The sequence below is a fragment of the Maribacter sp. Asnod1-A12 genome (assembly GCF_045063735.1).
In the GTDB taxonomy this organism is placed as follows: Bacteria; Bacteroidota; Bacteroidia; order Flavobacteriales; family Flavobacteriaceae; genus Maribacter.
The window spans coordinates 1,314,161-1,340,221 of the sequence record NZ_JBEFNZ010000006.1; the positions used below are offsets into that span (position 1 = coordinate 1,314,161).

25 protein-coding genes are annotated in these 26,061 nt (G+C 30.6%); 3 read left to right on the top strand and 22 right to left on the bottom strand.

Annotated features, from left to right (window positions below):
- The first annotated feature begins 99 nt into the window (after positions 1 to 99).
- Entirely contained in the window at positions 100 to 717 is a 618-nt protein-coding gene (locus ACJJVP_RS05495; RefSeq protein WP_405411500.1) for a TetR/AcrR family transcriptional regulator, read from the top strand.
- Here ACJJVP_RS05495 and ACJJVP_RS05500 read toward each other — a convergent pair.
- From ACJJVP_RS05500 to ACJJVP_RS05510, 3 genes are read right to left on the bottom strand one after another with little or no spacing between them, the layout of a single operon-like run.
- The gene (locus tag ACJJVP_RS05500) at positions 707 to 1,765 is read right to left on the bottom strand and encodes a glycosyltransferase family 9 protein (RefSeq protein ID WP_405411501.1); all 1,059 of its coding nucleotides are present in this window, start codon (positions 1,763 to 1,765) and stop codon (positions 707 to 709) included. The genes ACJJVP_RS05495 and ACJJVP_RS05500 overlap by 11 nt on opposite strands.
- Positions 1,752 to 2,354 carry a DUF4254 domain-containing protein gene (locus ACJJVP_RS05505; protein ID WP_405411502.1) on the bottom strand — a complete coding sequence of 201 codons (603 nt, stop codon included), beginning with the start codon at positions 2,352 to 2,354 and terminating at the stop codon, positions 1,752 to 1,754. Before ACJJVP_RS05505 ends, ACJJVP_RS05500 begins: the two co-directional genes overlap by 14 nt.
- A 40-nt stretch (positions 2,355 to 2,394) precedes the next feature.
- Entirely contained in the window at positions 2,395 to 3,324 is a 930-nt protein-coding gene (locus ACJJVP_RS05510) for a DUF6427 family protein (RefSeq protein ID WP_405411504.1), read from the bottom strand.
- Between the two features lie 40 nt (positions 3,325 to 3,364).
- On the opposite strand from ACJJVP_RS05510, the gene ACJJVP_RS05515 reads away from it, so the two are divergent.
- Positions 3,365 to 3,586 carry a DUF6341 family protein gene (locus tag ACJJVP_RS05515; RefSeq protein ID WP_405411505.1) on the top strand — a complete coding sequence of 74 codons (222 nt, stop codon included), beginning with the start codon at positions 3,365 to 3,367 and terminating at the stop codon, positions 3,584 to 3,586.
- Between the two features lie 58 nt (positions 3,587 to 3,644).
- On the opposite strand, the gene purD is transcribed toward ACJJVP_RS05515, so the two are convergent.
- The 4 genes from purD to ACJJVP_RS05535 all read right to left on the bottom strand — a co-directional run bounded on the left by purD (position 3,645) and on the right by ACJJVP_RS05535 (position 8,068).
- Positions 3,645 to 4,916, bottom strand: coding sequence for a phosphoribosylamine--glycine ligase (gene purD / locus ACJJVP_RS05520; protein ID WP_405411508.1), 1,272 nt, complete (start codon positions 4,914 to 4,916; stop codon positions 3,645 to 3,647).
- Positions 4,917 to 4,994: 78 nt separating this feature from the next.
- Positions 4,995 to 5,936 (bottom strand): UDP-glucuronic acid decarboxylase family protein, encoded by a 942-nt coding sequence (locus ACJJVP_RS05525; protein ID WP_405411510.1) that lies wholly within the window; start codon positions 5,934 to 5,936, stop codon positions 4,995 to 4,997.
- 8 nt (positions 5,937 to 5,944) lie between these two features.
- A complete protein-coding gene (locus ACJJVP_RS05530) occupies positions 5,945 to 6,883 on the bottom strand; it encodes a sugar transferase (protein WP_405411512.1) in 939 nt (312 codons plus the stop codon).
- Positions 6,884 to 7,330: 447 nt separating this feature from the next.
- A complete protein-coding gene (locus ACJJVP_RS05535; protein WP_405411514.1) occupies positions 7,331 to 8,068 on the bottom strand; it encodes a glycosyltransferase family 2 protein in 738 nt (245 codons plus the stop codon).
- A 113-nt stretch (positions 8,069 to 8,181) separates the two neighbouring features.
- Here ACJJVP_RS05535 and ACJJVP_RS05540 point away from each other — a divergent pair, with 113 nt between their 5' ends.
- On the top strand, positions 8,182 to 9,435 hold the full coding sequence (locus ACJJVP_RS05540; RefSeq protein ID WP_405411517.1) for a DUF2264 domain-containing protein: 1,254 nt from the start codon (positions 8,182 to 8,184) through the stop codon (positions 9,433 to 9,435).
- 320 nt (positions 9,436 to 9,755) lie between these two features.
- Here ACJJVP_RS05540 and ACJJVP_RS05545 read toward each other — a convergent pair whose 3' ends face one another.
- The 15 genes from ACJJVP_RS05545 to ACJJVP_RS05615 all read right to left on the bottom strand — a co-directional run bounded on the left by ACJJVP_RS05545 (position 9,756) and on the right by ACJJVP_RS05615 (position 26,059).
- Positions 9,756 to 10,079, bottom strand: coding sequence for a hypothetical protein (locus ACJJVP_RS05545; RefSeq protein ID WP_405411520.1), 324 nt, complete (start codon positions 10,077 to 10,079; stop codon positions 9,756 to 9,758).
- A 338-nt stretch (positions 10,080 to 10,417) separates the two neighbouring features.
- Positions 10,418 to 10,666 carry a hypothetical protein gene (locus tag ACJJVP_RS05550; protein ID WP_405411522.1) on the bottom strand — a complete coding sequence of 83 codons (249 nt, stop codon included), beginning with the start codon at positions 10,664 to 10,666 and terminating at the stop codon, positions 10,418 to 10,420.
- A 511-nt stretch (positions 10,667 to 11,177) separates the two neighbouring features.
- The gene (locus tag ACJJVP_RS05555) at positions 11,178 to 12,257 is read right to left on the bottom strand and encodes an acyltransferase family protein (RefSeq protein ID WP_405411524.1); all 1,080 of its coding nucleotides are present in this window, start codon (positions 12,255 to 12,257) and stop codon (positions 11,178 to 11,180) included.
- The gene (locus ACJJVP_RS05560; protein WP_405411527.1) at positions 12,257 to 13,543 is read right to left on the bottom strand and encodes an O-antigen ligase family protein; all 1,287 of its coding nucleotides are present in this window, start codon (positions 13,541 to 13,543) and stop codon (positions 12,257 to 12,259) included. Before ACJJVP_RS05560 ends, ACJJVP_RS05555 begins: the two co-directional genes overlap by 1 nt.
- Positions 13,500 to 14,624 carry a glycosyltransferase family 4 protein gene (locus ACJJVP_RS05565; protein WP_405411529.1) on the bottom strand — a complete coding sequence of 375 codons (1,125 nt, stop codon included), beginning with the start codon at positions 14,622 to 14,624 and terminating at the stop codon, positions 13,500 to 13,502. The genes ACJJVP_RS05560 and ACJJVP_RS05565 overlap by 44 nt, the downstream gene beginning before the upstream one ends.
- Positions 14,617 to 15,753 carry an O-antigen polymerase gene (locus ACJJVP_RS05570; protein WP_405411530.1) on the bottom strand — a complete coding sequence of 379 codons (1,137 nt, stop codon included), beginning with the start codon at positions 15,751 to 15,753 and terminating at the stop codon, positions 14,617 to 14,619. Before ACJJVP_RS05570 ends, ACJJVP_RS05565 begins: the two co-directional genes overlap by 8 nt.
- Positions 15,754 to 15,841: 88 nt before the next feature.
- The gene (locus tag ACJJVP_RS05575; RefSeq protein WP_405411533.1) at positions 15,842 to 17,119 is read right to left on the bottom strand and encodes a lipopolysaccharide biosynthesis protein; all 1,278 of its coding nucleotides are present in this window, start codon (positions 17,117 to 17,119) and stop codon (positions 15,842 to 15,844) included.
- Positions 17,112 to 18,290 (bottom strand): glycosyltransferase family 4 protein, encoded by a 1,179-nt coding sequence (locus ACJJVP_RS05580; RefSeq protein ID WP_405411536.1) that lies wholly within the window; start codon positions 18,288 to 18,290, stop codon positions 17,112 to 17,114. The genes ACJJVP_RS05575 and ACJJVP_RS05580 overlap by 8 nt, the downstream gene beginning before the upstream one ends.
- Before the next feature lie 346 nt (positions 18,291 to 18,636).
- Positions 18,637 to 19,416 carry a dTDP-4-dehydrorhamnose reductase gene (rfbD, locus tag ACJJVP_RS05585; protein ID WP_405411539.1) on the bottom strand — a complete coding sequence of 260 codons (780 nt, stop codon included), beginning with the start codon at positions 19,414 to 19,416 and terminating at the stop codon, positions 18,637 to 18,639.
- Positions 19,413 to 19,958: a dTDP-4-dehydrorhamnose 3,5-epimerase gene (gene rfbC, locus ACJJVP_RS05590; protein ID WP_405411542.1), complete on the bottom strand. Its 546-nt coding sequence runs from the start codon at positions 19,956 to 19,958 to the stop codon at positions 19,413 to 19,415. The genes rfbD and rfbC overlap by 4 nt, the downstream gene beginning before the upstream one ends.
- A complete protein-coding gene (gene rfbA / locus ACJJVP_RS05595; RefSeq protein WP_405411543.1) occupies positions 19,955 to 20,815 on the bottom strand; it encodes a glucose-1-phosphate thymidylyltransferase RfbA in 861 nt (286 codons plus the stop codon). The genes rfbC and rfbA overlap by 4 nt, the downstream gene beginning before the upstream one ends.
- Before the next feature lie 4 nt (positions 20,816 to 20,819).
- On the bottom strand, positions 20,820 to 21,824 hold the full coding sequence (gene rfbB, locus ACJJVP_RS05600) for a dTDP-glucose 4,6-dehydratase (RefSeq protein WP_405411545.1): 1,005 nt from the start codon (positions 21,822 to 21,824) through the stop codon (positions 20,820 to 20,822).
- A 3-nt stretch (positions 21,825 to 21,827) separates the two neighbouring features.
- Entirely contained in the window at positions 21,828 to 22,823 is a 996-nt protein-coding gene (locus ACJJVP_RS05605) for a hypothetical protein (RefSeq protein WP_405411548.1), read from the bottom strand.
- A 1-nt stretch (position 22,824) separates the two neighbouring features.
- Complete coding sequence (locus tag ACJJVP_RS05610) at positions 22,825 to 24,507, bottom strand: DUF6909 family protein (protein ID WP_405411550.1); 1,683 nt, start codon at positions 24,505 to 24,507, stop codon at positions 22,825 to 22,827.
- 46 nt (positions 24,508 to 24,553) lie between these two features.
- A complete protein-coding gene (locus ACJJVP_RS05615; protein ID WP_405411552.1) occupies positions 24,554 to 26,059 on the bottom strand; it encodes a GH3 auxin-responsive promoter family protein in 1,506 nt (501 codons plus the stop codon).
- Positions 26,060 to 26,061: the final 2 nt, after the last annotated feature.

Below are 26,061 nucleotides of genomic sequence, written 5' to 3' on the forward strand. Positions count from 1 at the left end.
CGAATAACGATGCAACTTGTCTATGAATCTAAAAGTTTTTTACAACTCACGAGTTCTATAAAAAGACCATATGGTCGGATTTACCCAAATCTCAATATTATGAACAAGAGTTTAAAACGCATGGCTACCATGCAACGACTACAAAAGACAGGATTAGAGCTATTTTATGCTCAAGGTTATTATAATACTAGTGTAGATGACATTCTTAAGAGGTTAGAGTTATCTAAAGGAGCTTTTTACTATCATTTTGATTCTAAAGAAGATTACTTTGTTCAAATTATTCAAAATTTATTGGCGCGTAAAATTTACAGCACCTTAATAGAACCAATAGAAGGGCATGACAATCCATTGACTTTAATTACCAAATGTTTTGATGATGATATGGAAACCGCTGTGCACAACGAAATGGATTATGGATGTATTCTAAGTAATTTCTTGACCGAGTTTAATGGTCGAAATGAAATAATTATGCGCCATTTAAATGAAATACTAACTGTTTGGGAAGTTAATTTGGTAACTACATTGCAAAAAGGAAAATTCAATGGTTATTTGGATCGCCATGTAGACTGCGAAGCTGCAGCAACTTTTCTAATGAGCTCATATTTCGGAGTAAGAACTTTAATGACGAGTTCAACTCCTTCAGCTAAAAAGTATCGATTTATGTCTCAATTGCGTCAATACTTTAAAAGCATAGAAGCGAAAGTGGTTAACCCTTAATTGGGAGTTCTAAAATTTCTTTTATTTTTTGAACTACAGTTTCGGGCTTAATAGTTTCCATAACATTGTCATATCCTTCAGGGTATTTATTACCATAGATGGATGTTGGAATGGCAGGAAAAATATTTCGGTCTGATAAAAGACCATAACTCTCAGGTTGATTAAATGGATAAAACCCAGCATAAGGGTGTGTAACTCCCCAAAGTGTAACGGTTGGCACTCCGTACATCGATGCTAAATGAGCATTACCACTATCCATTGCCAGCATAAGCCGAAGGTTGGATATTAAAACAAGCTCATTCGCAAAGGATAGCTTTCCTGCTGCATTACTGCAATTAGTATACAGCTTTTCCCACTTATTCAAAACCGCAATTTCTTTCTCTCCTCCACCAAATAATATTATTTTATACCTATCTGTATTATTTAACTCCTGTATAACGTTCTCCATTAAAGATAATGGATACATTTTACCACTAAATGCAGCAAATGGGGCAATACCAATGAGCTCGCTCTCATCGAAACCACTAAACGTTGTTTCGTTTTTAAAAAACGTTTTTTGAGAAAGGGTTTTCATTTCTTGTTTAGTTATAGGAAAACCGAGATTCTCAAAAACTTCTGCATATCTTACAAAAGTAGACTTAAGCGCAGAGAAATTTTTTCTATTGCGTTTTATCAACTCTTTCTTAACTGCTCTACCTTTATCTAATTGTATAAATGGAATAGATGAAAACCTAAGAAATTGCTTTAAAATAGAGCTACGTAGCACATTATGCAAGTCGGCAACTGCATCGATTTCTAATCTTTTAAGTTGCTTAGAAAGTTTCCAAAGACCTAAAACACCCTTATGTTCACCGTTTACATCAGCAATAAGAACTGTAACATTTGGTATGTCTAAAAAAATAGGGGCGGTAAAAGCTTTGGTTAATACAGTAATACTTATTTCTGGATACTTTTTTACTAAACCTAAAATTACCGGTACGGTCATAGCAACATCACCCATAGCAGATAACCTTATAACCAGAATATGAGAAGATTTATTTATTACCACGAAGGACGGGGTTTAGTTCCTCATCATTGTACATTTTCATTTGCTTGTATACCTTCATATACTTTTTACCCTCTTCAATGTCTTTAAGTAATTGATCAATAGCTAAGGACAAGTCTTTTTTCTGTTCTAGTAAGATATTCAATTTAATTTGACATTTTTCTTTATGCTCTACCGAAGCATCAATCCTCGTAACCTCTTCGTTCATATGATATACCTTAAGGGCTAAAATAGATAAGCGGTCAATAGCCCAAGCGGGACTTTCGGTATTTATCGTAGCAAATGGTTTTATATCAACCGATTGGTATTTATTTAAAAAGTAACTATCGATAAACTCCACAAGATCTGTTCTATCTTGATTACTAGCATCGATTTTTCGTTTGAGAACTAACGCATCATCAGGGTTAATTTCAGGATTTCTAATAATGTCCTCATAATGCCATTGTACAGTATCAATCCAATTTTTACGATATAACAAGTGTTCTATATCTTCTTTAGAGTAAGGGTTTTCAAAGCTTTGATACACATCATCTTTTATGTGATACTTCTCTATACTCGAATTAAATATCTGAAATGCGAAATCGCTAAACATGTGAAAATTTTTTTACAAAGATAAAGTTTAAAGGACAAACCTAAAGTTTAGTTACGAAAACAATTATAGGTACTACGATACTAGCAATAAGCACAAGTTCTAAAATCTTTGGCTTTTTAATGGACTCCAAATAATTTACAATAAATACTACAGATGGGAAAAAGGTAATCATAACTGCATTATTATTATCGGATGTAACTAAAACATTAACCACCAAACCGATTACAAATGAAAAGGCAATTAATCTCATTACAATAACCTTGCCCATACCTGCTTTATTCAGATTTATAAATGTAGAAAAAGCAAGCCCCATATTGACAATTGCAAATAATGACATTTTTAAACTCGACCACCATTTAAGTGGTAATATAGCATCATAATCGATAGCAAAATCGTAATGATTTTGAATAAAGGAAGGCTTATCAAGTAACACTAATATACCGTATAGTATCATAAAAAAACAAAAGCCTACAGAAATAATTACTAGCCAATTTCTAATATTTTTAGGTTCGTAAATAAATATGGCAGCAAAAACAAGAAGTAGATACAGCAAAGCCCATTCATAAAATATACTTGAAATACAGATCCAAAGTCCGGCATCAAATATCTTAAGTTTAATATTTTTTAACGATTTAATACTCAACAAACGCCTCATGGCGAGTAGAAGAAAAAAACTGGTAAAAATGGCCTTGTTATCAATTAGCGTTTCTGGAAACACCACAAATAGCAAGGTAAAGAATAATATTGCGAAGGAATTTGTTCGCGTTAATTTGTTTCTTTTAACCACAAAATCAACTATAAAAACACTAAACAAAAGAAGGCTCAATATTCCTAAAGAAGGTACAATTTCTATATCGTCAAGTGCAAAATCTAGTAGATAAAATTGCACTGACCAATAGAATAAAAACAAAAAAACCAGAAGAATGATGAAATTCACCGGTTTTGTTTTCTCAAAAATGCTTGTAATCATCTAAGCTTTTTATATTTTTGCTTGTAAATATAGTAATAAGATGAAATCATTTTTTGAAGGTATTGCGGATTTGTTCGTAAATGTACTATTTGCACCATTAGATTTTTTACGTTTTACAGACAGTTGGGCTTTAGCAAATATCTTAAACTGGATATTTATGCTAATCGGGTCTGCAGCGTTTGTATATTGGATGCTTGAATTGAAAAAGTATAACGAAAAAGGAGAGGAAGACAAATCAAGTACTTCTCATTCTTACTTATAGTAGTCAAATATATTATCCATCGGATTTTAGTTTCTAAAATCCGATGGATAACTATTACCTAAAGATCGAAACCAAGGTCTTTTCTATAATTCATTCCCTCAAAAGAAAGTTTTTCTACATTTTGATAAGACTTGGCCAATGCTGACTTAAAATCATTACCAAAGGAAGTAATAGCCATTACCCTGCCCCCATTTGTAACTACCTTACCGTCTTTAAAAGTTGTACCTGCATGAAACACCAAAGATTCACTTATGGTGTCTATGCCCATAATTTCTTTTCCTTTCTCGTAAGAACCTGGATAACCACCAGAAACCGTCATAACTGTAGTAGCAGTTCTATCGTCTAAATGCAAATCAACCTCAGATAATTTTTGTTTTGCCACTGCATCAAGCAATTCAACCATATCGTTTTGAATACGTGGCAATACCACTTCTGTTTCTGGATCACCCATTCTAACGTTGTATTCAATTACTTTAGGATCATCACCAACTTTGATAAGACCGATAAAGATAAATCCTTTATAAGGCATTTTATCCATTTTAAGCCCTTCTACGGTAGGTTTGACAATTCGCTGTTCAATCTTGTCCATTAATACCTTGTCTGCGAAAGGAACCGGTGAAATAGCTCCCATACCGCCAGTATTAAGTCCGGTATCGCCTTCTCCTATTCTTTTGTAATCTTTAGCAGTTGGCAAAACTTTATAACTATTACCATCTGTAAGAACAAAAACGCTTAATTCAATACCGTCAAGAAACTCTTCTATTACAACAGTAGTACTGGCATCACCAAACTTCTGATCAACCAACATTGATTTTAATTCAATTTTGGCGACGTCCAAATCATTAAGAATAACTACACCTTTACCCGCAGCCAGTCCGTCAGCTTTCAAAACAAAAGGAGGGTTCAATTCTTCTAAGAACTTAAAACCATCTTCAACAGTTTCTGCTGTAAAACTTTTATACTGAGCGGTTGGAATTTGATGTCTCATCATAAATTCTTTCGCAAATTCTTTACTACCTTCTAAAGTGGCTGCTAATTTCTCAGGACCAATAACAGCAATATTCTTTAATTGGTCATCTACAAGAAAAAAATCATGAATACCATTTACCAACGGATCTTCTGGGCCAACCATAACCAGTTGTATATTCTCCTTTAAAACCAATTTTTTAATGGCTTCAAAATCATTCACACCAATTGGTACATTAGTAGCGATTGTTTCAGTACCCGCATTCCCCGGTGCCACAAAAAGTTTGGAAAGTTTGTTACTTTGAGTCAATTTCCAAGCAAAAGTATGCTCACGACCACCCGATCCTAGAATTAAAATATTCATTTTATCCATTTTTGCAAAAATACTTTTTGCTTTTATATAATATTATTTAGTAGAGAAATCTCTATGCTCTTTCTTTTGTCAGTCTTCTGGAGACAGCGATTTGAAATAATCGTATACGATTTTTAATCCTTCTGCTCTGTGTACTTTTGGTTCCCAACCCAGAATTTCCTTCGCTTTTGTAATATCGGGTTGACGTTGTGTAGGATCATCTTGAGGAAGCGGTTTGTAAATTACTTTTTGTTTGGTTCCTGTTAAAGCAATAATCTCTTCTGCAAATTCTTTAATAGTAGTTTCATGCGGATTTCCAATGTTAACAGGATCTGTATAATCACTAAATAACAAACGGTATATTCCTTCTGCTTGATCGTCAATATAACAGAATGATCTACTTTGAGAGCCATCTCCGAATACGGTTAAATCTTCACCACGTAAAGCTTGCCCCATAAAAGCAGGTACAACCCTACCGTCGTTTAAACGCATTCTAGACCCATAGATATTAAATATACGAACGATACGAGTATCTAGTCCGTGATGTCTATGATAAGCCATTGTAATGGACTCCATGAAGCGTTTAGCTTCATCATAAACTCCACGTGGACCAATAGGACTTACATTACCATAGTACTCCTCCGTTTGAGGGTGAACTAAAGGGTCTCCATAGACTTCACTAGTGGATGCAACTAATATTCTAGCATTTTTCTCTTTTGCGAGTCCGAGTAAGTTAAGCGTACCTAACGAACCAACTTTTAAGGTTTCAATCGGAATCTTCAAATAATCTATAGGACTTGCAGGTGATGCAAAGTGCAAGATATAATCTAATTCCCCCCCTAAGTGAACAAAATTAGAGACATCATGATGATGGAACTCAAAATGCTCCAATGGAAATAAGTGCGCAATATTATTTAAATCTCCTGTAATAAGATTATCCATACCTATAACATGGAAATCTTCAGCAATAAATCTATCGCAAAGATGAGAACCTAAAAAGCCAGCGGCACCCGTAATTAATATTCTTTTCATATTTAGTATTATACACCTCTGGAAAATAAAACCGTTGTAACAGTTTTAAAAACAATTCGTAAATCTAAAGTAATAGAACGATTTTTAATATAATATAAATCGTATTCTAATTTTTTAATTGAATCTTCTAAATTTTCCCCATATTTATACTTGACCTGAGCCCAACCTGTTATACCAGGTTTAATTAAATGACGGGTGCCATAAAAAGGTACGAGTGAATTTAATTGATTGACAAATACTTTTCTTTCAGGGCGTGGACCGATAAATTGCATATCTCCTTTTATAACAGATAAAATTTGAGGTAATTCATCAATTCTAAAAACCCTTAATATTCTTCCAAATGGAGTTATTCTAGCATCATTTTTAACAGCCATTTTTGCACCTTCCTTTTCTGCATTAACAACCATAGATCTGAACTTATAAATTTTAAATTCATTTCCGTGAAAACCAACACGTTTTTGAGTATAAAACAATGGTCCTTTGTTAAAAAAAAAATTTAATATGAAAACGAAAGGAATACAAATTAAAAGAGCAATACCCACAAATAATGAAAGAACAAAATTTATAATGAAGCTGAAAATAGTATGTAAATACCTGATTTTTCTATTTCTAAATTGTAGAATCTCATAAAAACTATCATTATGAGATTGTATTGGCAAAGCTTCATAAGTATTTTCATAGAACGAGGTATACGAAATAACTTCCTTTCCTTTCAAAATAGATCTTAGTAAAATCTTTTCTAAATCATCTGGAAAGTCACTATAATTCTTAATATTGACTATCCAAGAATCAACTTTTTCAGTTGCTACAAGAAACTTTTTTCTAACTTCACTATGTTGATTAAGGTTGTACGTTAACTTTACTTTATAAAAAGTTTCAACATCATCTCCATCAATAGACGATGTTACCTCTCTAAAATGTTTTTCAGTTTCTTTATCATATATCAATAGTACATTTCTAGTAGTTGGTATAACCCTAAAAACATTGACAAAAAACAATCGCCAAAGTGCAATTTCAATTGGGGTTAGTATTAAAAAAACCAATAAAGGAATTCTCCAGAAACTAGTATCAAAAAACAGTACTGAAAAAATAAAAACTATAAAAACAAATAATGCAGTTATATAAAGGGCTTGAGATACTACGTATTTTCTTTTTAATGTTTTTTGTAAGTTGTATAGGTCTAATATATAGGAAAGCGTTAGAAATGATAATACCCCAAATAAGGTTACTATCACCTTAAGCTTAAAAGATACGAATTCAATATCAATTGCATTATTGACAAACACATTAAGACTGGCAATAATAATTACCAAATCCCCTACTAAAAGTATAAATTTTCGCTCTATCGAATTTAAAATGGAAGGGTTTGGCATTTTATTTTTTACTTATAACAATCAAAAATAGCTTTTCAATTTTAAAATAATTGCCGAAACAGTATAAAATGCAGATTTAAAAAATGACAAACCTTCTACCTCCCTATATATCTGCCATTCATATTTCAAAAGTTTAAACTTATTGGAAGAAATTGATTCGCTACCTATACGATATGTTGCTAATACCTCATTAAGACCGTAAGCATCAGATTTTTTTAACAACTTTAACCACAAAGCATAGTCTTGCCGTTTTCTAATTGATGGCATATACTGCTTACCAAAATATTTCACATCATACATGACAGTTAAGCATCCTATCGGATTCTTATATAAAGCAGAATGGTAATCAACAAATCTTTTTGATTTCACAATACTATTGAGGTTATTTCCTAGTTCATCCATTTTATCATAACTGGTAAAACTGAAATAATAATCGTTTGCAATCATGAAATTCAACTGTAGTTGCAACTTTTTAGGATACCAAGTGTCATCGCTATCTAAAAACGCAATGTAATTACCTTTGGCAAGTTCTATCGCCTTATTCCTGGTAGTACCCGCTCCACTATTTACAGCTAAACAATGAAGCTTAATTCTAGAGTCTTTTTGAGCATATTCCTCTATAATTTTAACACTATTATCTGTTGAGCAATCATCCACCAAAATATGCTCCCAATCTATATAGGTCTGCAATTTTACAGATTGTATACACTCTTCAATAAATTTCCCTGAATTATGCACTGGTGTTATTATTGAAACCAAAATCTTATTTTTTAAAAATTTTATTGCAAACTAATGTAAATAAACATAAGTATACTTTTAAAATAAAAAATTCATTCTAAAAATGTTTTCATAATTTTCAATAAATTAAAATTATGATTAGAAGAAAATTTATAAGTTCCATTTCACTATCCGGAATAATAGCTATCCTGAAACCTAATAGTATATCGGCAAATTCTTTAGAAATAAAAAACAATTATGAGAATGGATTAAAAGACAGGAAATACTGGTCATCAATGCTTTTTAAAATTGCTTACCCAGTTTTTTCCAATCTAGCAAATGAAACATTAGTAAAAAACATGCCTGCTACAAAGTCACCTTCATACGACTCTCGAAAAAATGTCACCTATTTAGAGGCTGTAGGAAGGACAGCTGCTGGCATAGCACCTTGGTTATCCTTACCTGATGATGATACTAAAGAAGGTCACTTGAGAAAAGAATTAAGAACTTATTTTTTAAAAGGCATTACAAATGGAGTAAATCCGTTAAGTCCAGATTACTTAAATTTCAGGAAAGAAAAACAACCAATTGTAGATGCTGGGCATCTTGTAGAGGCATTTCTTAGAGCTCCTGAACAACTTTGGAAACCACTAAATGAAGTTACAAAAAATAGAATGGTAACAGAACTCAAAGCTTTACGAACAAGAAAGGCTCACAAAAATAATTGGCTCATGTGTAGAGCATTAACAGAGGTATTTTTACTTTCAATAGGAGAGCAATGGGATAAACCAGCGGTAGATAAGGCCTTAAAATATTATAATGAATGGTATATTGGCGATGGTTGGTACACAGATGGCGTAAAATTCTCATATAATTATTATAATTCTTATGTCATGCATAGTATGCTTGTAGACACATTGAAGGTTTTGGTTCAAAAAGGTCATGCAAACAAAGAAGATTATGACTTGGCTGTAAAACGAATGACCAGATTTGCAGTTCAATTGGAAAGAATGATATCTCCTGAAGGTACCTATCCTATTATTGGAAGATCTATTACTTATAGAACAGCTGCTTTTCAGGCATTATCACAAATATCTTTGATGAAAGAATTACCTAAAGAAATAAAACCCGCACAAGTGAGATGTGCGCTTACGGCCGTTAAAAAAAACCTTTTAATAGATGATGTTTTTGACAAAGAAGGATGGTTACAATTAGGTTTTCGAGGTCATCAGCCAGAGTTAGCTGATTATTATACATCAAGAGGTAGTTTATATATGACTACATTAAGTTTTTTACCTTTAGGACTACCACCAACAGATGAATTCTGGAGTGCTCCTTATGAAGATTGGACTTCAAAAAAAGCATGGAGCAGTAAGCCTTTTAAAAAAGATTATCAGGTACAATACTAGTTGTATTAAGAATTTATTTGTTATTTAAAATAAGAACAATTACTTTTTACAAGAATCTTTTGACTGTATCTCTTGAAAATTTAGATTACAAATATTCCTGCCTACTTAGAAATTATCTATAGATATATCTTTTGCTAAATTTTTAAGTTACAAAAATTACTTAAACGGTCATTCCGAGCAATATAAAGTTCTTTCCTAAAAAAAACCATTTTGCGTGAGTAATTGATTAGAATCATTTATTGACAAGCTCTCTTTTGTGGTTATAAGATTTTTGATTTACTAATTAAGTTTATCTATTTCTACATTGGTTATTTTATAATTCATCTCATACGCACAATTTTCAAATACCTGCCCTCTATCAACCATAAAAGTAATTTTCTTATCCCCAGACGTTTCAGGTAAAATTTCAAGAAAATATGTAATTCCTTATCATCAAAATCACTGAAATATCTGAATCTCCTTTTGTACCACAAGTCTGTATCATTTCGTATTCTTATTTCGTAATTTGAAAATGTAATTTTAATATTAGCATTTTTATTCTCAACATCCACATAATCAAATTGATAACTAGGTCCTTCAAAAGCACCATCTATTTTTATTCTAAACCGAACATAATCATCTTTAGAAATATCAATATTAGACAAGTCTCTTGTTACATAACTGTAAACCCGATTGGTACCTGAACTTATTTCTAAATATCCATTATCAAGAATAAAATACCCTTCTTCTAAAATTAAATGAGGACAACGACTGCTATCTGGATCATTAAACTCTCCTAAATCTACTGACCAGTGATCTGTAAATCGAATGATTCTGTAAATAAATTCTCTGCCGTAACATCGATATTACAAATAGAGTTTACGATAATACTTTTTGTAATAAAGCTGATGTTTTCTAATTTGTCTCTTACGGTAAATTCAAAAGTATACGTACCAGATATACGCGGTATAAAATTTAGAACAACATCTGTTTGGTTGCTTACTTATTCTTTAAATACGGCTATTAAAGATTCACTTATTTTTTCAGGGAGACCAATTAATTTCCAAGAATAATCTACTATATCGCCCTTAGAACTAGAGCCATCTAATGTAATTGCTTCAAAAATATCAATTGTATCTTCCGTATCTATAATTGCCTCTAAAGTTGATTCTAAAGCAATAGTATTCTTCGTATCATCTGAGGTACTACAGCCTAAAATTAACCGTATTAAGCAATAAGTAAAATTCTTCATAATGTTTTTATTTAATCCATTCTTTCTAAGGTAATATTATCGATATTAACTTTGACAGAAGGGTAATATGTAAACCACATGTGTAATGTAAAAACACCAGTTGTAAAATTCGTAAGAAAAGTTACATCATATGTATTTTCTTTTCAGCTATTACCTGTTGGTTCTAGCAGCTGATAGCAACTTTCAAAAACACGAGGACTTCTATACGCATCTTCCATACTAATACTAACATCAACCTCTTCTTCTGATTTATTCCCAAAAACAACTATATACCACCAGAAGAAAATAAAAATCCATATGTACTACGATTTACTCCTGTAGAAGCTATAAAGTCCGGAGAATCTATTTCAAACGAATTTAACAATTCGTTTGCTATGGCATCTATAACAAATATATTAGTGTGATTACTATTGTTGAAAAATTCCAATTATTCCAAAATTATCTAGTACTTATATCCTTTAATAAACATTTGTAACGCCCAAGGTTTTACTAAAAAAATACTTAATATATTTCAACCAACTCTTCTTTGCCTAATTAATTCTATTCTCTTTGAAACAAGTTCATTTAATAGAATAGAAAACAAAATGGAAAACACCACTAACCCCAACCCAATTTCTTGTTTTGGAATTGGAATTTTATGGTTTTTTATAATCATTAATAAAAATAAATGAGAGATATATATCGGGTAAGATAATTCTCCAACATACCTATCTGTTCTCATATTCTTTGACCATAAAAAAATAAAAGGAATACTAAGAAATAACGAAATGAAGTAAACAAAATATTTATAGTCAAAATTCATTTTATTATAAAATAATGTGAAAAATATCACAAGAGAAAATACTAATTTGAGAAATATAGGTTTTATTTTGACATGTTTTATTTTACTATAAATATGATAAGAAATCGTACCTAAAAGGAAAAAAGTTAATTCGCTTGGAAAAAACCTTTGATTCCAAGGATCTTTTGTAAATCCATATTGAAATAAAATATATTTCAAGCTAATAGAAAAAAGTATAAACAATAAAATAAGTCCTAATTTTTTCCTAACTAAGAACGGAGCTATTAAATAAAAAGATATTTCTATTGCAACACTCCAAGCCTGTGGTATAACTAAAAACTTGAATAGCATTGGATTTGTTTCTTTGAAATTATCAGTAAAAAAAAGTTCTCCAGTATTAGTATCTAAACCCATAAACATTACCATATCCTGAAAAACAATAAATATATTAGACAGTATTAAAAAAACCCAACTACTAAATTCTAAATTTTCAAAATATTCCAAATACAACTGAAGCTTACCAAAATTAGTTCCACCGGAATTAAAAAAAACAAACATTGAATACACAATAACTAAAATTAGTACAAACCAATACAATGGGTATAATCGCAAAAGTCTATTTGAGATAAACAAACTATAAGAATTATTATTCCCAATATATTTCTCCTTTAAAATAAGAGTCATATAAAAGCCTGATATTATAAAAAAAGCTTGAACCGCAACTCTTCCGCCAACAATATTAATACCAAGAATTGAATTAGAATGTGCTATTACTACAGATAGCGCTAAAATTAATCGGAGATAACCCATTACAAAATTTTATTATTAAATAAATTCTTTTTAAACAACAAAGACAGCATTATAGCATAAAAAACAATTCCATTAAAACGAATTAACATAGACTCAAACATGAGAGAAAAAAATAAAATAAGTAAAATTAAAAAACCATAGTTTTTCCTTAATCCAATTGCTAAAAAAACAAAAGGAACTAACAAAAAGATAAAACCTATAATTCCTGTTTGGAGTAGCGTTTGTAAAAATTGATTATGCGCGTTATATTGCTTTTTATAATTATAAATGTAATCTAAGTCTTTAAATTTATCTATTAATACATCATTTGCATCCCCAACTCCATATCCAAATATAGGCTCACTTTTAATTAGTTTAATACTTGCATCCCAAGTCAATAAGCGAGCTTGTTCAGAAGTTGCGTATTTATAGTGTTCCATACTACTAAGCCCTTTAAGTCTAGAATAAAAATGTGATATTCTTGGATTACTACTAAGAAACAATAAACCGACTAAAAAACACCCAACCATAATATATTTTTTTCTAACATCTTTAGTATAAAAAATTAAGAATATTGAGATAACAACAAGAATCATAAAAGCACTTCTTGAAGCCAATAAGAATAGATAAGCCAATAAGAATATAGTTACTAGAATTTGAAGCCAATTCTTAAATTTATTTTTAATAAAATAAACTAACACGACAAGAATATATACAGAAACATAACTAGGGTGTAGTAATTTTGAAAATTCTCCACTAATAAAATAACTTCCACCATGACTAAAAGAGTCTAAAAAAGAATAACCTCCATTTATTGATGTATCAATAGAAAGAACTCCATCAATTATAGATATCGAATTATAACTAGCAATTACAAGATTAACCAAAAAACTAACAAGCAATCCGATAAGCAAAAAGATAAGGAGTCTTTTTATCATTAATGAATTCTCTTTTGTATACAGAAATATAATTGGAAAAAAAAGAAAAGACAACGACCTCTCCAGTAACTTTACGCCAACGCTAATATTATCAGTATAGACCAAGCTAAATACCATTATGGTAAAATATAATGGAAGAAACAGCAAGATTTTATTCTCTGAAATCCGAAAATTTCGAGCTCTTAATATATTTCCAAATCCAAAAACAATAGCGAGAATAAAAAAAGGGGTTGGAATATTAGTTCCAAACGGCAGTAAAAAAAAAGCTATGCATAAGCTATTCCAAAATAAAATTTGAAATAAATTATCTTCCTTATTTTCAACATTAAGCATTGGAGTATGCAGCAATATATTTTTCAGTAATCTCATTCCAATTAAAGTTCATAGATGATTGTCTTGCATTTTTACTAAGTTTCTGATAATTCTGTCTAACATCTAAAACTCTATCATAAACATCTTCAATAGAATTTGCTCTTACAGAATAGCCAACTTTTACATCTTGAAAAAAACCATCAACACCTTCGTTCTCACAATAAATAATAGGGAGCCCTTGACTTAAGGCTTCAATATAAACTAAACCAAATGTTTCCTTAATTGATGGCATAACGAAAACATGACATTTACTATAAACTTTCATTAACTTTTCATGACTTGTTATTGATCCGTGGAAGCTTATATTTTCATTTGCTAACTCTTTAACTTTACTTAAATAATCACCGGTACCAACTACATCTAAGGTAACATTTAAACCTTTCTCCTGCTCATTTAACCTATTAACTGCTTTAATGACCACATCTAATTTTTTTCTCTTAATAATACGCCCAACATATAGAAGTTTAATCGAATTAGAAATTTCCTTAAATATAGGTTTAGATGTTAACCATTTTTGATCAATCGCATTAGGTATTATAGTTGTTTTTTGTAGAACATCTTCAAACCCTTTACATAAATATTTCTTTTTAAATATATTTACATAAGAGTGATTTATAAATATAACTTGACTAGCCTCTTTCATTATTTCATTTCCAAACTTTCGTAAATGAACCATTTTATTAAAAAAAGTAAAAATATCAGATGCTCTAACACTTACTACATAAGGAATGCCATATTTCTTCTTTAACAAATAAGCCACGCCTCCATCACTAAAAAGAAAATGAGAATGGACTATGTCGATTTTGTCCAAATCAATTTTACTCTCGATATCATTTAAAATAAGCTTGATTTTTTTGTAGTACCTTAATTTAAAAAGAAGATTTGTCTTCAAAATAAAGGAAAAAAAATAATCTACATTCTCTACAGAATCATCTCTATTACCATCAATTTTATTTTGTTTTTTTACTGGAACGTATACCACTTGTTTAAAACCTTTTTTAGAAAGTGATTTAACTAAGTTTATATAAATTTTCTGATCAGCAAAATCATTTGATATTTGAAGAATTTTTTTATTCATAGTTTTTATTTAGAAAAAAATATGAATAAATAACAAAAAAAAGCAATCCATGAGTTAGTAATAAAACGGTCAAAAAGGAAGTGTTAATATAGTATATATAGACAAAAATTATTCCAAAAAAAACTGGCTTAATCTTAATCTGTTTAAGTATGACAAATACAAAACCAACAATCAATGAATGAATTATAACACCTAAATAATTAAAAGAAAAAAAACCTTCAGTTATTAAACCCACGTTTGCACTCATACCTTCTTTATTCAATATAGTTTCTCCTATATACATATTAGGTGGGCGATCTAAAGGATAATCAAAGAAAATATTTCCAATGAAGTTATAACTCCAAAACAGAGGTTCTTTATCAAAAAGATCATAATAATAATTATCTAACATTGGCGGAATAAACAAAACTCTCCTTACAAAAGAATTTAACAAAAAAGTGTTTCCGCTAAATACATAAACAATTAATCCAAATACTGTTACACCTAAAAATAAATATAACAAAAGGTATACTTTATCAATAAAATTTTTACCGGGATAAAATATTATAACAGCGATCATACCAATAAAAACACTTTTTAAAGCACCAACTAGAAAAATAAAAATTATCATAAATCCAACTAAAATTGTCAACCAAAATTTGCGCTTAATAATTGAAATAATTAATAAAGAAGGTAAGACTACTCTCGAAAGTGGAGCCCTTAAATAACCAAAATATGGATCGTCAAAACTTCTAAAAAATATTCTGGTAACATAGATATCCTGAAGTAATAAACTTTTAATGTTTACATAGGGCAAGTATTTAATAAAAATTGGAATAAACAGCACTATAGAAACCAAAGTTATAATTAGCATCTGTTTACCTTTAAGCCTAATTATATTAAAGTCCCATTTTACAAAAGAAAAGAGAAATAGTACTAATAGAAGTATAGTATTCGCTAAAACAGGTTTAAGCGACCCATCACTAAATTGAAAATAAATAACCTGACCAAAAAAATATAGTACAAATATGGTATGCCATATACTATAGAAAAAATCTTCTCTTATTTTGGTTCCTAGAAAAAGTAACGGCAGGAAAAAAAGCCATCCGATAAATACATTTTTTACTAAAATTTCACCCTTAAAACCCATATAACCATATACGTCTTTAACAACATACACATATACAATAGTTATAAGCAAAAAAATCAGAACCTCTAAATAAAAAACGTTCTTCTTGTTATATTTTAATTTTATTATCAAGTTGATACTTATATGAAAAATAAATTATTAATACCCCGTAAATCAAATATGAACAAATAATAATAAGAGTATATATTTTTAAATATTCATTTATAGATATTCTATCAATATTAAATAATTGAATTATTGCAATAAATTTCAATATTTCCCATAGCGAATTTACCTTAAATTTCTTTAAGGCGATAAGGACTTTTCCCAAAGGGGAAAAGATGAGCATTGTTGCAGCCCCGTAGACTAATATTTGTGCATATTCTCCAGAACTTTCCCAACCTTCTCCTCCAATTAAAACAAAAATATCCGTTCCCATGCATTCAATTATCAAAATAAAAAGGGATGAGCATATTAATAAAATAGCCATAACAGAAAACAATAACGGAATTATATTTTCTTTTTTTGCAATATGTTTACTAACACGTTGAAATACCACTTGAGATATTGCAGTAGAAATGAAAACTGTAGGAATAGCTAATATTTTCTGTGTGAACTCCAAATATCCAACCTCTTGTAAATCAAACTTACTCAAAATCAGAAAAGTTAAAGAACCCAAAACAAATGTGTTCAAAATATTTGGCACTAAAGTAAAAATAGGAAGTTCTCTATATTCATATAAAACCTTTTTTATTTTATCAAAACTAAAGTGATTTAAAGGCGTTAGTAATTTTACTTTCCAAAAAGAAAAAGCACCTTGAACAACATTTCCAATCACGTCGCCTATTATTAATCCATTTGAATTATTTAAAAACCCCAATAAAACTTGAATTAATCCTTCTGAAAACCTTCTAGATATTTTATTTGTAGAGGACAATACAAATTTTCGTCTTCTAATCAAATACATATTAAAAACATTAAAAACAGAAAAAGCCAAAACACTAAATGGTAAAAGTAATAAGGCTAAAAATGTAAACCCTTCTAGTTTTATCATTAACCAATTTTTTAAAAAAAAAATGATTAAAAGTAGTATGGTAAAAATAAAAGAGCTTATTAATAGGCATAAATAAAGAACGTGTTTAGACTCAGAATCTTTTTTTGGAAGTAGAATTGCGTTATCATATTTTAGGCATGATAGAGCTACTAAAATTGAAAATGATTTTAAGAAAACATCGAATGTTCCAAAATCTTCTGGAGTAAATGTTCTTTTTAATAAAGGCTGTAAAATAAGTGGTATTAATTGAGCTATCAAGATGCCAGCAGAGAGAATAAAAACATCCTTGCTCAATGACTTCAGAGGCTTAAGTAGTGTTTTTAGCTTATCCATCAAATAAATTACGATATTTTAAACTCGCTGATTCCCAAGAATATTTTTCCTTTGCCGACCGTAAACTATCTTTTAATGTAAAATCATTATCAAGGATAATATTTATCTTTTTTGTAAAATCAGCCTCTATATTTGGGTCAGCGGTAAGCCCTACATTATTTTCTTCAACATATTTACCAATCTCTCCAACATTTGAAACTAGAGATGGCAATTCAAATTCTCTTGCAAGAGATAATGGCCCGCTTTGCGATCCAGACTCTAGTTCATAAGTCAGCATCAACAAATCACTACAACTATAATAAAGAGACATTTTTTCCTCAGAAATGTAATCAATATCTAATATATAATTTTCTAAATTATATTTTTCAATCCAATTTTCTATTTCCAATCTAGTAACAGATGCCTCTGACCCTGCAATTATAAGTTTTGGCAGTATTGAGGCCTCAGACACGCTTTTAATCAGAAGTTCAATGTTTTTATCTTTTCTTAGCATTCCAAAAAATAAGATAATCTTATCTTTCTTATTTAAGTTCAATCGTTCACGCGCAATATCTTTAGGAATTTTTTTAAATAAAATTTCACTTGGATATTGTATTATATGTATTCTTTCTTGAGAAATCTTAAGGTTCTTAAGAATTTCTGTTTTAATGTATTTACCATTCACAACAATCGCTGTAATATTGGAAAATACAATATGATTAAAGATAACTTTAAAAATACTTTTATATATAGAATATATAATATCTCTTGACTTAAATTTAGCACTATGAATCCACAAAAAAACTTTTGAGGTTTTCTTTCTCTTTAAGCCCTTTATAAGAAAGACCAAAGGGATTACATCATAATCCATGATATAAACTAAATCACCTTCTCTAATTAATTCTGATTTTAATATTTTTTTGTAATAACAAAATGAAAAATATTGTTTGGTAATAGCCCTAATATAGGGGGCAAATATTGAAAATTTTACGAAATTATTTGCATCTGTCTTTGAATAATCTATTTTCAAATAATTTGTTTCTATCCCCTCTGGTGTTTCTAGTATTTTATCAGAAGCTATATGAAGAGTTATACTATAGAAATCCTCCAATCTACAACACATATTTCTTATATACTCCCGACCATGTCCTTTAGAACTGTACATAGCTGAAATTAGATGAAGTTTTTTCATATTTTAGTTGGCTTTTACTGGCCTTAAAGCTTACGTTTATCTAACTATAATTTTCCCTTAACCTGTAAAAAATAGTTAATCTTTAAATCCCTTTTGATTTAAAATTTAAAATGCTCGAATAAATGTTTTTCTTGCACTCTTATATATTCAATATCCTCCAATATAAATTTGGACATTTCTAGTTTGCAAAAATATAAATACCGAATCTTTATTAACAATTCAATTATAAAAAATCATCTTACTATTGAAATGGTTAAGAATTTTTTTATCGCTATCACCTGGTTTCAAAGTTTAAGCTTAAAAGCCTCATGGTTTAAAAAAGTACTATTATTAAAAATCATTAAACTTATTCTAGAGCCAAAACCGAATATTTAGGTCTTTTAGCAATAGTTTTATAATTATTGTCTTTTTTTAAGAGTATTCTATATTGTAAATTTTGATCTAAAATTATTTTTTGAGCAAAATCATACCAAGTACAAGATAAACCATCTGTAAAATGATATATACCACTTCTGGAGTTTAAGTTTGAAACAAGACTGATTATAAACGATGCCAAATTATTCGCATTCGTAGGACAGCCGATTTGTTCGTCGGTAACAGAAAGATTGTCTCCTGCCTTGGCCTTCTTCAAAATAGTAGTATAAAAATTCTTTCCAAACTCAGAATACAACCATGAAGTTCTAATGATGCAGTAATCATTCGTTATCTCCTGAATATAATTTTCTCCTAATAATTTAGATTTTCCGTATTCATTAATTGGCATAGGAGTATCTTTTATGGTATATGGTTCCTTTTTCTCACCGTTAAAGACATAGTCCGTAGAAATATGTATTAGTAAGGTATTGTATTTTTTACATATTAAAGCTAGGTTTTTAACTCCTTCAGCATTCACGCTAAAGGCAATCTCAGGCATTTTTTCTGCCTGCTCAACATTTGTATAAGCAGCACAGTTGACACAATAGTCAAAGCCAACTAGGTCGAAGGATTTTTTAATTGATAAGATATCAGTTATATCTAAATCATTAGAATTTTTAAAAGTAAATTCAAAATCTTTATACTGTGGGGCAATTTTTTGTAAACACCTCCCTAATTGCCCATTTGCCCCAGTAACTAAAACTTTCTTCATTTTATCAGTTCTTTAAAACTTGGCAAAATCAAATCCTTATCCGAAACTATTAATTCTAGTGGATCAATACCCCAATCTATGTCCAAATCAGAATCATTATATAAAATACCTGATTCCATTTTAGGGTTATAGTAGTTGTCACACAAATAAGTGAATGTCGCCTCATTAGTTCGCGTTACGAAACCATGAGCCATACCTTTTGGTATAAAAATGCTTTTTTTATTTACCTCAGATAAGTTAACCTTAACGTGTTGGCCAAACGTTGCACTATTTGGTCTAATATCAACTATTACATCAGCCACATCGCCTTTTTGAACTGAAACTAACTTGGCTTGTGCGCTATCTCCTATTTGAAAATGTAACCCCCTTAAAACTCCTTTCTTAGAAATAGATGTGTTCTCTTGTACAAAATCAACTTCATACCCTAAAACATTTTCTAGTTGCTTTTTTTTAAAGATCTCAAAAAAGACACCTCTATTATCTTCAAAAATTTGAGGTTCTAGAATTAAGCAACCTTTTAGTTTTGTTTCGGTTATTTTCATTTAATCAAATTCATTAAATATTCACCGTAACCACTCTTTAACAAAGGTTCTGCTAATTTTTCAAGTTGTTTTGAATCTATAAAACCTTGTTTATATGCAACTTCTTCTATACAGCCTATTTTAAGACCTTGTCGCTCCTCTATAACCTGAACAAATTGAGATGCTTGCATTAAAGAACTAAAGGTTCCTGTATCTAGCCATGCAATTCCTTTATCAAGAACACTTACTTGTAACTTTTCTTTTTTTAAATAAGCAATATTAACATCTGTAATCTCCAATTCACCTCTACTGCTAGGTTTTATATTTTCAGCAATCTCTATTACTTCGTTATCATAAAAGTAAATTCCAGGAATGGCGTAATTAGATTTAGGAATTTTAGGTTTTTCAACTATTGAAATAGCTTTCCCTTTAGCATCAAACTCCACTACACCGTATCTTTTGGGGTTATTTACGTGATAACCATAGATAACACCCCCGTCTGGCTTATAATTTTCCTTTAACAATTTCTCAAGACCATTTCCATAAAAAATATTATCACCAAGTATTAATACCACTTTGCTAGAGCCTATAAAATCTTTTCCGATAATAAAAGCTTCTGCTAGTCCCTTGGGTTCAGATTGAATGGCATATTTAAATTTACACCCTAATTGACTTCCGTCAGAGAGTAGCTTTTCGAATAAAGGCAAATCTTCAGGAGTCGTAATAATCAAAATTTCTCTTATACCTGTTGTTATTAAAGTAGACAAGGGGTAATATATCATTGGTTTATCATAAATAGGCATCAATTGCTTACTTAAAGCCTTTGTCAATGGCCATAAACGAGAACCTGTACCACCTGCTAGTATTATTCCTTTCATAGTATTAGGGTCTGTATTTATTAAGATACCAATTAACTGTCTTCTCTAAACCTGATTCAAAGCTTTCTGAGGCTTTCCAGCCCAATTTTTCAAAAACTTTAGATGCATCTATAGCGTATCTGAAATCATGTCCTAAACGATCTTCGACAAACTCGATTTGATTTTTGTAGCTCCCCTTAGAATTAGCTAGTTTAAGGTCCAAAATATCACAAACTTTTTTAGCTATAGTTAAGTTGTCATATTCACTATTTCCTCCCAAAACATATGTTTCACCGGCAACTCCTTTTTTAAAAATCGTATCAATACCAATGCAATGATCTTGAACAAACAGCCAATCTCTCACATTTTTTCCATTTCCATAAATCGGAATTTTCATTCCTTTTATTGCTGATCTAATGATAGTCGGTATTAATTTTTCATCATGTTGTTTTGGTCCATAATTATTGGAACAATTACTGGTTACTACGTTCATGCCATAAGTATGGTGATAGCTTCTTACTAAAAAGTCAGAAGATGCTTTTGATGCACTATAGGGACTGTTTGGTTGATAGTTCGACGCTTCAGTAAAATAGCCGTTTTCACCCAATGAACCATAGACCTCATCTGTTGATATATGATGAAATCTATTATTTTTACTTTTCCAATAATTTCTGGCAATTTCTATAAGATTAAATGTGCCTTCAATATTCGTTTTTATAAACTGACCAGGTGAATTAATAGAGTTATCTACATGTGATTCGGCTGCAAAATTAATAACATCTGTAATTTTATACTTTTCAAATAATTGATTAACTAACACATAATCACAAATGTCTCCTTTTACAAATGTATAGTTTGGTTGAGCATCAATTTCTCGCAGATTATCTAGATCTCCAGCATAGGTTAAGGCATCTAAATTAACAACGTTAATACCAGGGTTTTTATCTAGAAAATAAGGGATAAAATTACTGCCAATAAAACCAGCGCCCCCAGTAATTAAAATTGTCTTTTTAGATTGGTGACCCACCATGAATTATAATATAATTTTTGCTTTTTTGTTTAAATATAACAAGACCGATAAAATGAAAAATACAGAAATAAATATAATAGGTATTAACACAATACTTTTACCGAAAAACGACTTTTGCTCTACTTGAGGTTGACCTAAGTTAATAATACTTACTGGCAATGTTTGCTCCTCTAATTCTAGCTTCTTGGTTTCAATATCTCTAATTAGTTTTGTTTTATATTCAAAAATATCGGCAATATTTACTTGTTCTTGATTATCTAACACGATTTTTTCATTGGAAGAGGCACTCCCTTTGCTTATTAATCCAAGCGTATAATTAGTAATGATTTGATCGACTTGAGTCAAAAGCTTTTGATTCTCATCAATACGCGCATTTGCATTACCTCTGTACACTTCTAAAAGTCCATTGAAATACGTATTTGTATTAATATAATTCAATACTTTTTCTGCAAATATTTTACCGAACGCTGCATCTTTATAGTAGAATGTAATTCTATGATTAAAAGAACTTTTATTCTGTAACTCTGCCCTAACAATATCTGCTATAGCATCAGTATTTTCAAAACTTTGAAGCAATTCTAAATATTTAAGGTCGCTCTCCGAATTACCAACCTCTGCAACTCTAGAGATTTCAATATTTAATCCATCAAAGTTAATATTTTCAACGCCTAATAACTTAAAAAATAAAGTGTCTTTTGATTTTATATTAGCCTGTATTTCGTTTACTACGTCATACAAATAATTCTTGCTTTCTATTTGTGGCTTTACAATTACCTCTGTTTTATACTTTTTTGATATAATTTGATTTAAACCGTAACCTATTGCAAGTCCAACAACTACAAGACCAATAAGTAAAAGCATGTTCTTTTTAAGGTATAGAAATACTCTTAAAATCCAACGAAAAATAGTATTGAAACCTCTTCTTATTAATTGAAATAATTGTCCCAAATCAATTTCATCGGAATTGTTCTGAGTTGATGGTGATTGATTGCTTGCCATTCTATAAATTAAAAATTTGCTTTAAAATTTTATCTGTAATAAGGTATGTCGGTTTTACCCCTGTTGTCCCTAATCCTCCAGAAGCTAATGTACTTCCCGTTTCTAAAGGGTTATCCGATGCATAATATGCATAACGAACTTTTACGTCTTCGCCTATACTCTTTCTAATCTTAGAAGCTGATTGTATCGCTTTTTGATAGTGTACACCTTCCATTTCTAATCCAATAACGTTCCAGGTTGATTTATGAAAGAACTTAAGAATATCTTTATTTTGAAGTGATGTTCCTAAAACTGTCACCATCGTACCTTCAAAAACCTCTAAACCATAACCTTCAAAGTCTTTTGCACACAATTCATTTTTAAATGGGTAATTATCTGCTGTTCCCTCAAAAATATGTGCAGAAGGAATCATTAAATCTCCTTTTCCGCCTTCCAAAATACCTGCTTTTCCCATTATCGAAACGGAATCAACATTTATTAAAGAAACACTATTCTTTTTAGTATTATATGGTTTCAATAATTCATCAATTGTCTCATACGCCTGTTCGCCAAATGCGTAATCCATTACAAATATAACAGGTTTTTTATCAAGCTCTTCCTCAGAAAATTCATACGAACAATTATTAGTCTTTATTTTTGCGGTATCAAAAATCTGTACGTCTATATTTGTTCCAGAGGTATCATCCATTATAATCATACCATTCTTCTCTGCCAAGTCCGTGACTTTCTTTCTTAGCGCTGCATTACCAGAACTACTAAGTGCTTCAAATATTTCTAATGAATCTGTATTTGGAAACTCCTTTTTTAGAGCTGCCTTGGCAAATAACGAATTCATAACACTATGCATGTTGGCAGAGATAATATGAATTGGCCTATGCATAAGATTGTTTTTGGTTAAAACCTCTTTGATATTATTCGCCCATCTTTCTCCATGAATGTGATGCCCTAACCGTTCTCTTAGTAAAGCACTAAAAGTAACCGCTCTTTTCTCTCCTGAAATCTCTTCATCTAACGCTAGTTTACCTAACCAATAAATTACGTTAAGAAATCTATCGGGATTATTTTTGCTGCTGAATTTTTTGTAGACTTCTAATATTTCTTCAAATGACCTACCTAATATATTCGCCGTATGAATTAAAGCGATTTCACGCTCTGACTGAGATAAATCTTCTTTGCGTACCGCACTTTCTAATTTTGTCCAATCTCTAATGGTTTTATCGGTATCTGTTATTAAAACACGTTTGCATATTTTTTCAGATTCAATGAATAAGAAAGTTAGGTGAGTAAGAATATCATAAATGTCTGAACGACCTCTCGTGATTTCAATATTCATTTGCTCATCATCAATACGATAGCAGTTTCTTCTTCTTTTAGGTGGAATTATCGGGTTGATATGAGAAATACCATACCCTTCATCTGAAGTCAAATTTATAAATGAGCATTGCTCTATGCCTTCCGGTAATCTTTCTAAGACATAAATCAGTCCGTTTAATTCGGCTTTTTCTTCTCCTACCGAACCATATATTTCTGGTCTTAATTGAAGTAATGCATTTTTTAAGGCTTCACCAGAAACTCCGTTAGGTTTATAAAATCCCCTATTAAAAAGATGACGCATAGTAATATACATGCGTTCTATTGCATTTGTAGATTCCTGAGCTCTTGTTGTTGTAATTGCTTTTCCCATTGATGATTTCAAACGAAATTACGATTTATAATTTGTAATATAAAAGCTAGTTATTCGGCAGCTTGAATTTAGACAGTCCCTCAACAACTTTTCTATCATTAGATAAACGCTGAACTTTATTCTGTCCACCAAGTTTTCCTATAGATTTCATGTACTCTAAAAACCCTCCTGTTCTTACCGGGGTTATTTTCAAGGTCTGCAATACCTTGCCTACAATTAAATCAAAATAATAACTATTTTGTTTTTGCAGTGCCAAATCTAATTCTTGAATAAAACGTTCCATATTTGAGGGTAGTATTTCGAACTCTATAAACCACTCATGATACGGTAGCTCGTTTTCTTTTGGACTTATTTGTGGTGCCACAGTAAATTCACTTACACTGGCATCGGTGGCCTTTGTAGCTACCAACATTGCCTCTTCCACTTCTTTGGCAATAACATGTTCCCCAAAAGCTGAAATAAAGTGCTTTATCCGCCCAGACACTACAATCTTAAAAGGATGTACTGAAATAAACCGAATGGTATCCCCAAGATTGTAAGCCCATAGACCAGCATTAGTGGTTATTATCATTACATAATCAACACCGATTTCAACATCTTTTAAAGTGATTCTTTTCGGATGTTCATCAAAAAATTCATCCGACCGTACAAATTCATAAAATATTCCTGCATCTAAAAGCAGCAGCATTCCGTTTTCTTTTTGAGAATTCTGATAAGCAAAAAAGCCTTCACTTGCCGGAAACAATTCTATACTGGCTATTTTTCTCCCTATTAGGGTTTCAAATTTCTTCCTATACGGTTCATAATTTACTCCGCCATAAATAAAAAGTTCAAAATTCTTGAACAAATCACCTACATACTCATTGGTATTTTCTTTTAGCTTTTCAAAATACATTTGAACCCAAGATGGTATGCCGGCAATGACTGTCATATCTTCGTTCTTGGTTTCTTCAACTATAGCATTCACCTTGGTTTCCCAATCTTCTATACAGTTGGTCTCCCAACTAGGCATTCTATTTTTCTGTAAATAGTTTGGAACATAATGTGCCGATATGCCTGAAAGTCTACCCAATTTAACTCCATTTTGTTCTTTTAAAACAGGACTACCCTGTAAAAAAATCATTTTTCCGGAAACGAAATCTGCTTTGCCGGTTTCATGAATATAATTTAGTATAGCATTTCTTGAAGCCTTTACCTGTTCTTTAATACTACCTTCAGTAATTGGTATATATTTGGCACCCGAAGTCGTGCCCGAAGTTTTTGCAAAGTATAAGGGTTTGCCTGGCCAAAGAATATTATCCCTTCCTGCAACAACCAGGCTTACGTATTCTTTTAGCTCTTCATAATCACGTATAGGAACTTGAGCTACAAAATCGTTATGTGATTTAATGGTTTTTAAACCATGATCTTTACCAAACTTAGTCTCGCTTCCTTTTTGAATAAGTTCGTTGAATACTTTCTTTTGCGTATCAATTGGATTATTGACCCACTTATCGGTCCTTTTGGCGATACGGTGCGCAAAAATTTTAGCAGCAATAGTCTTTAAGGACATGT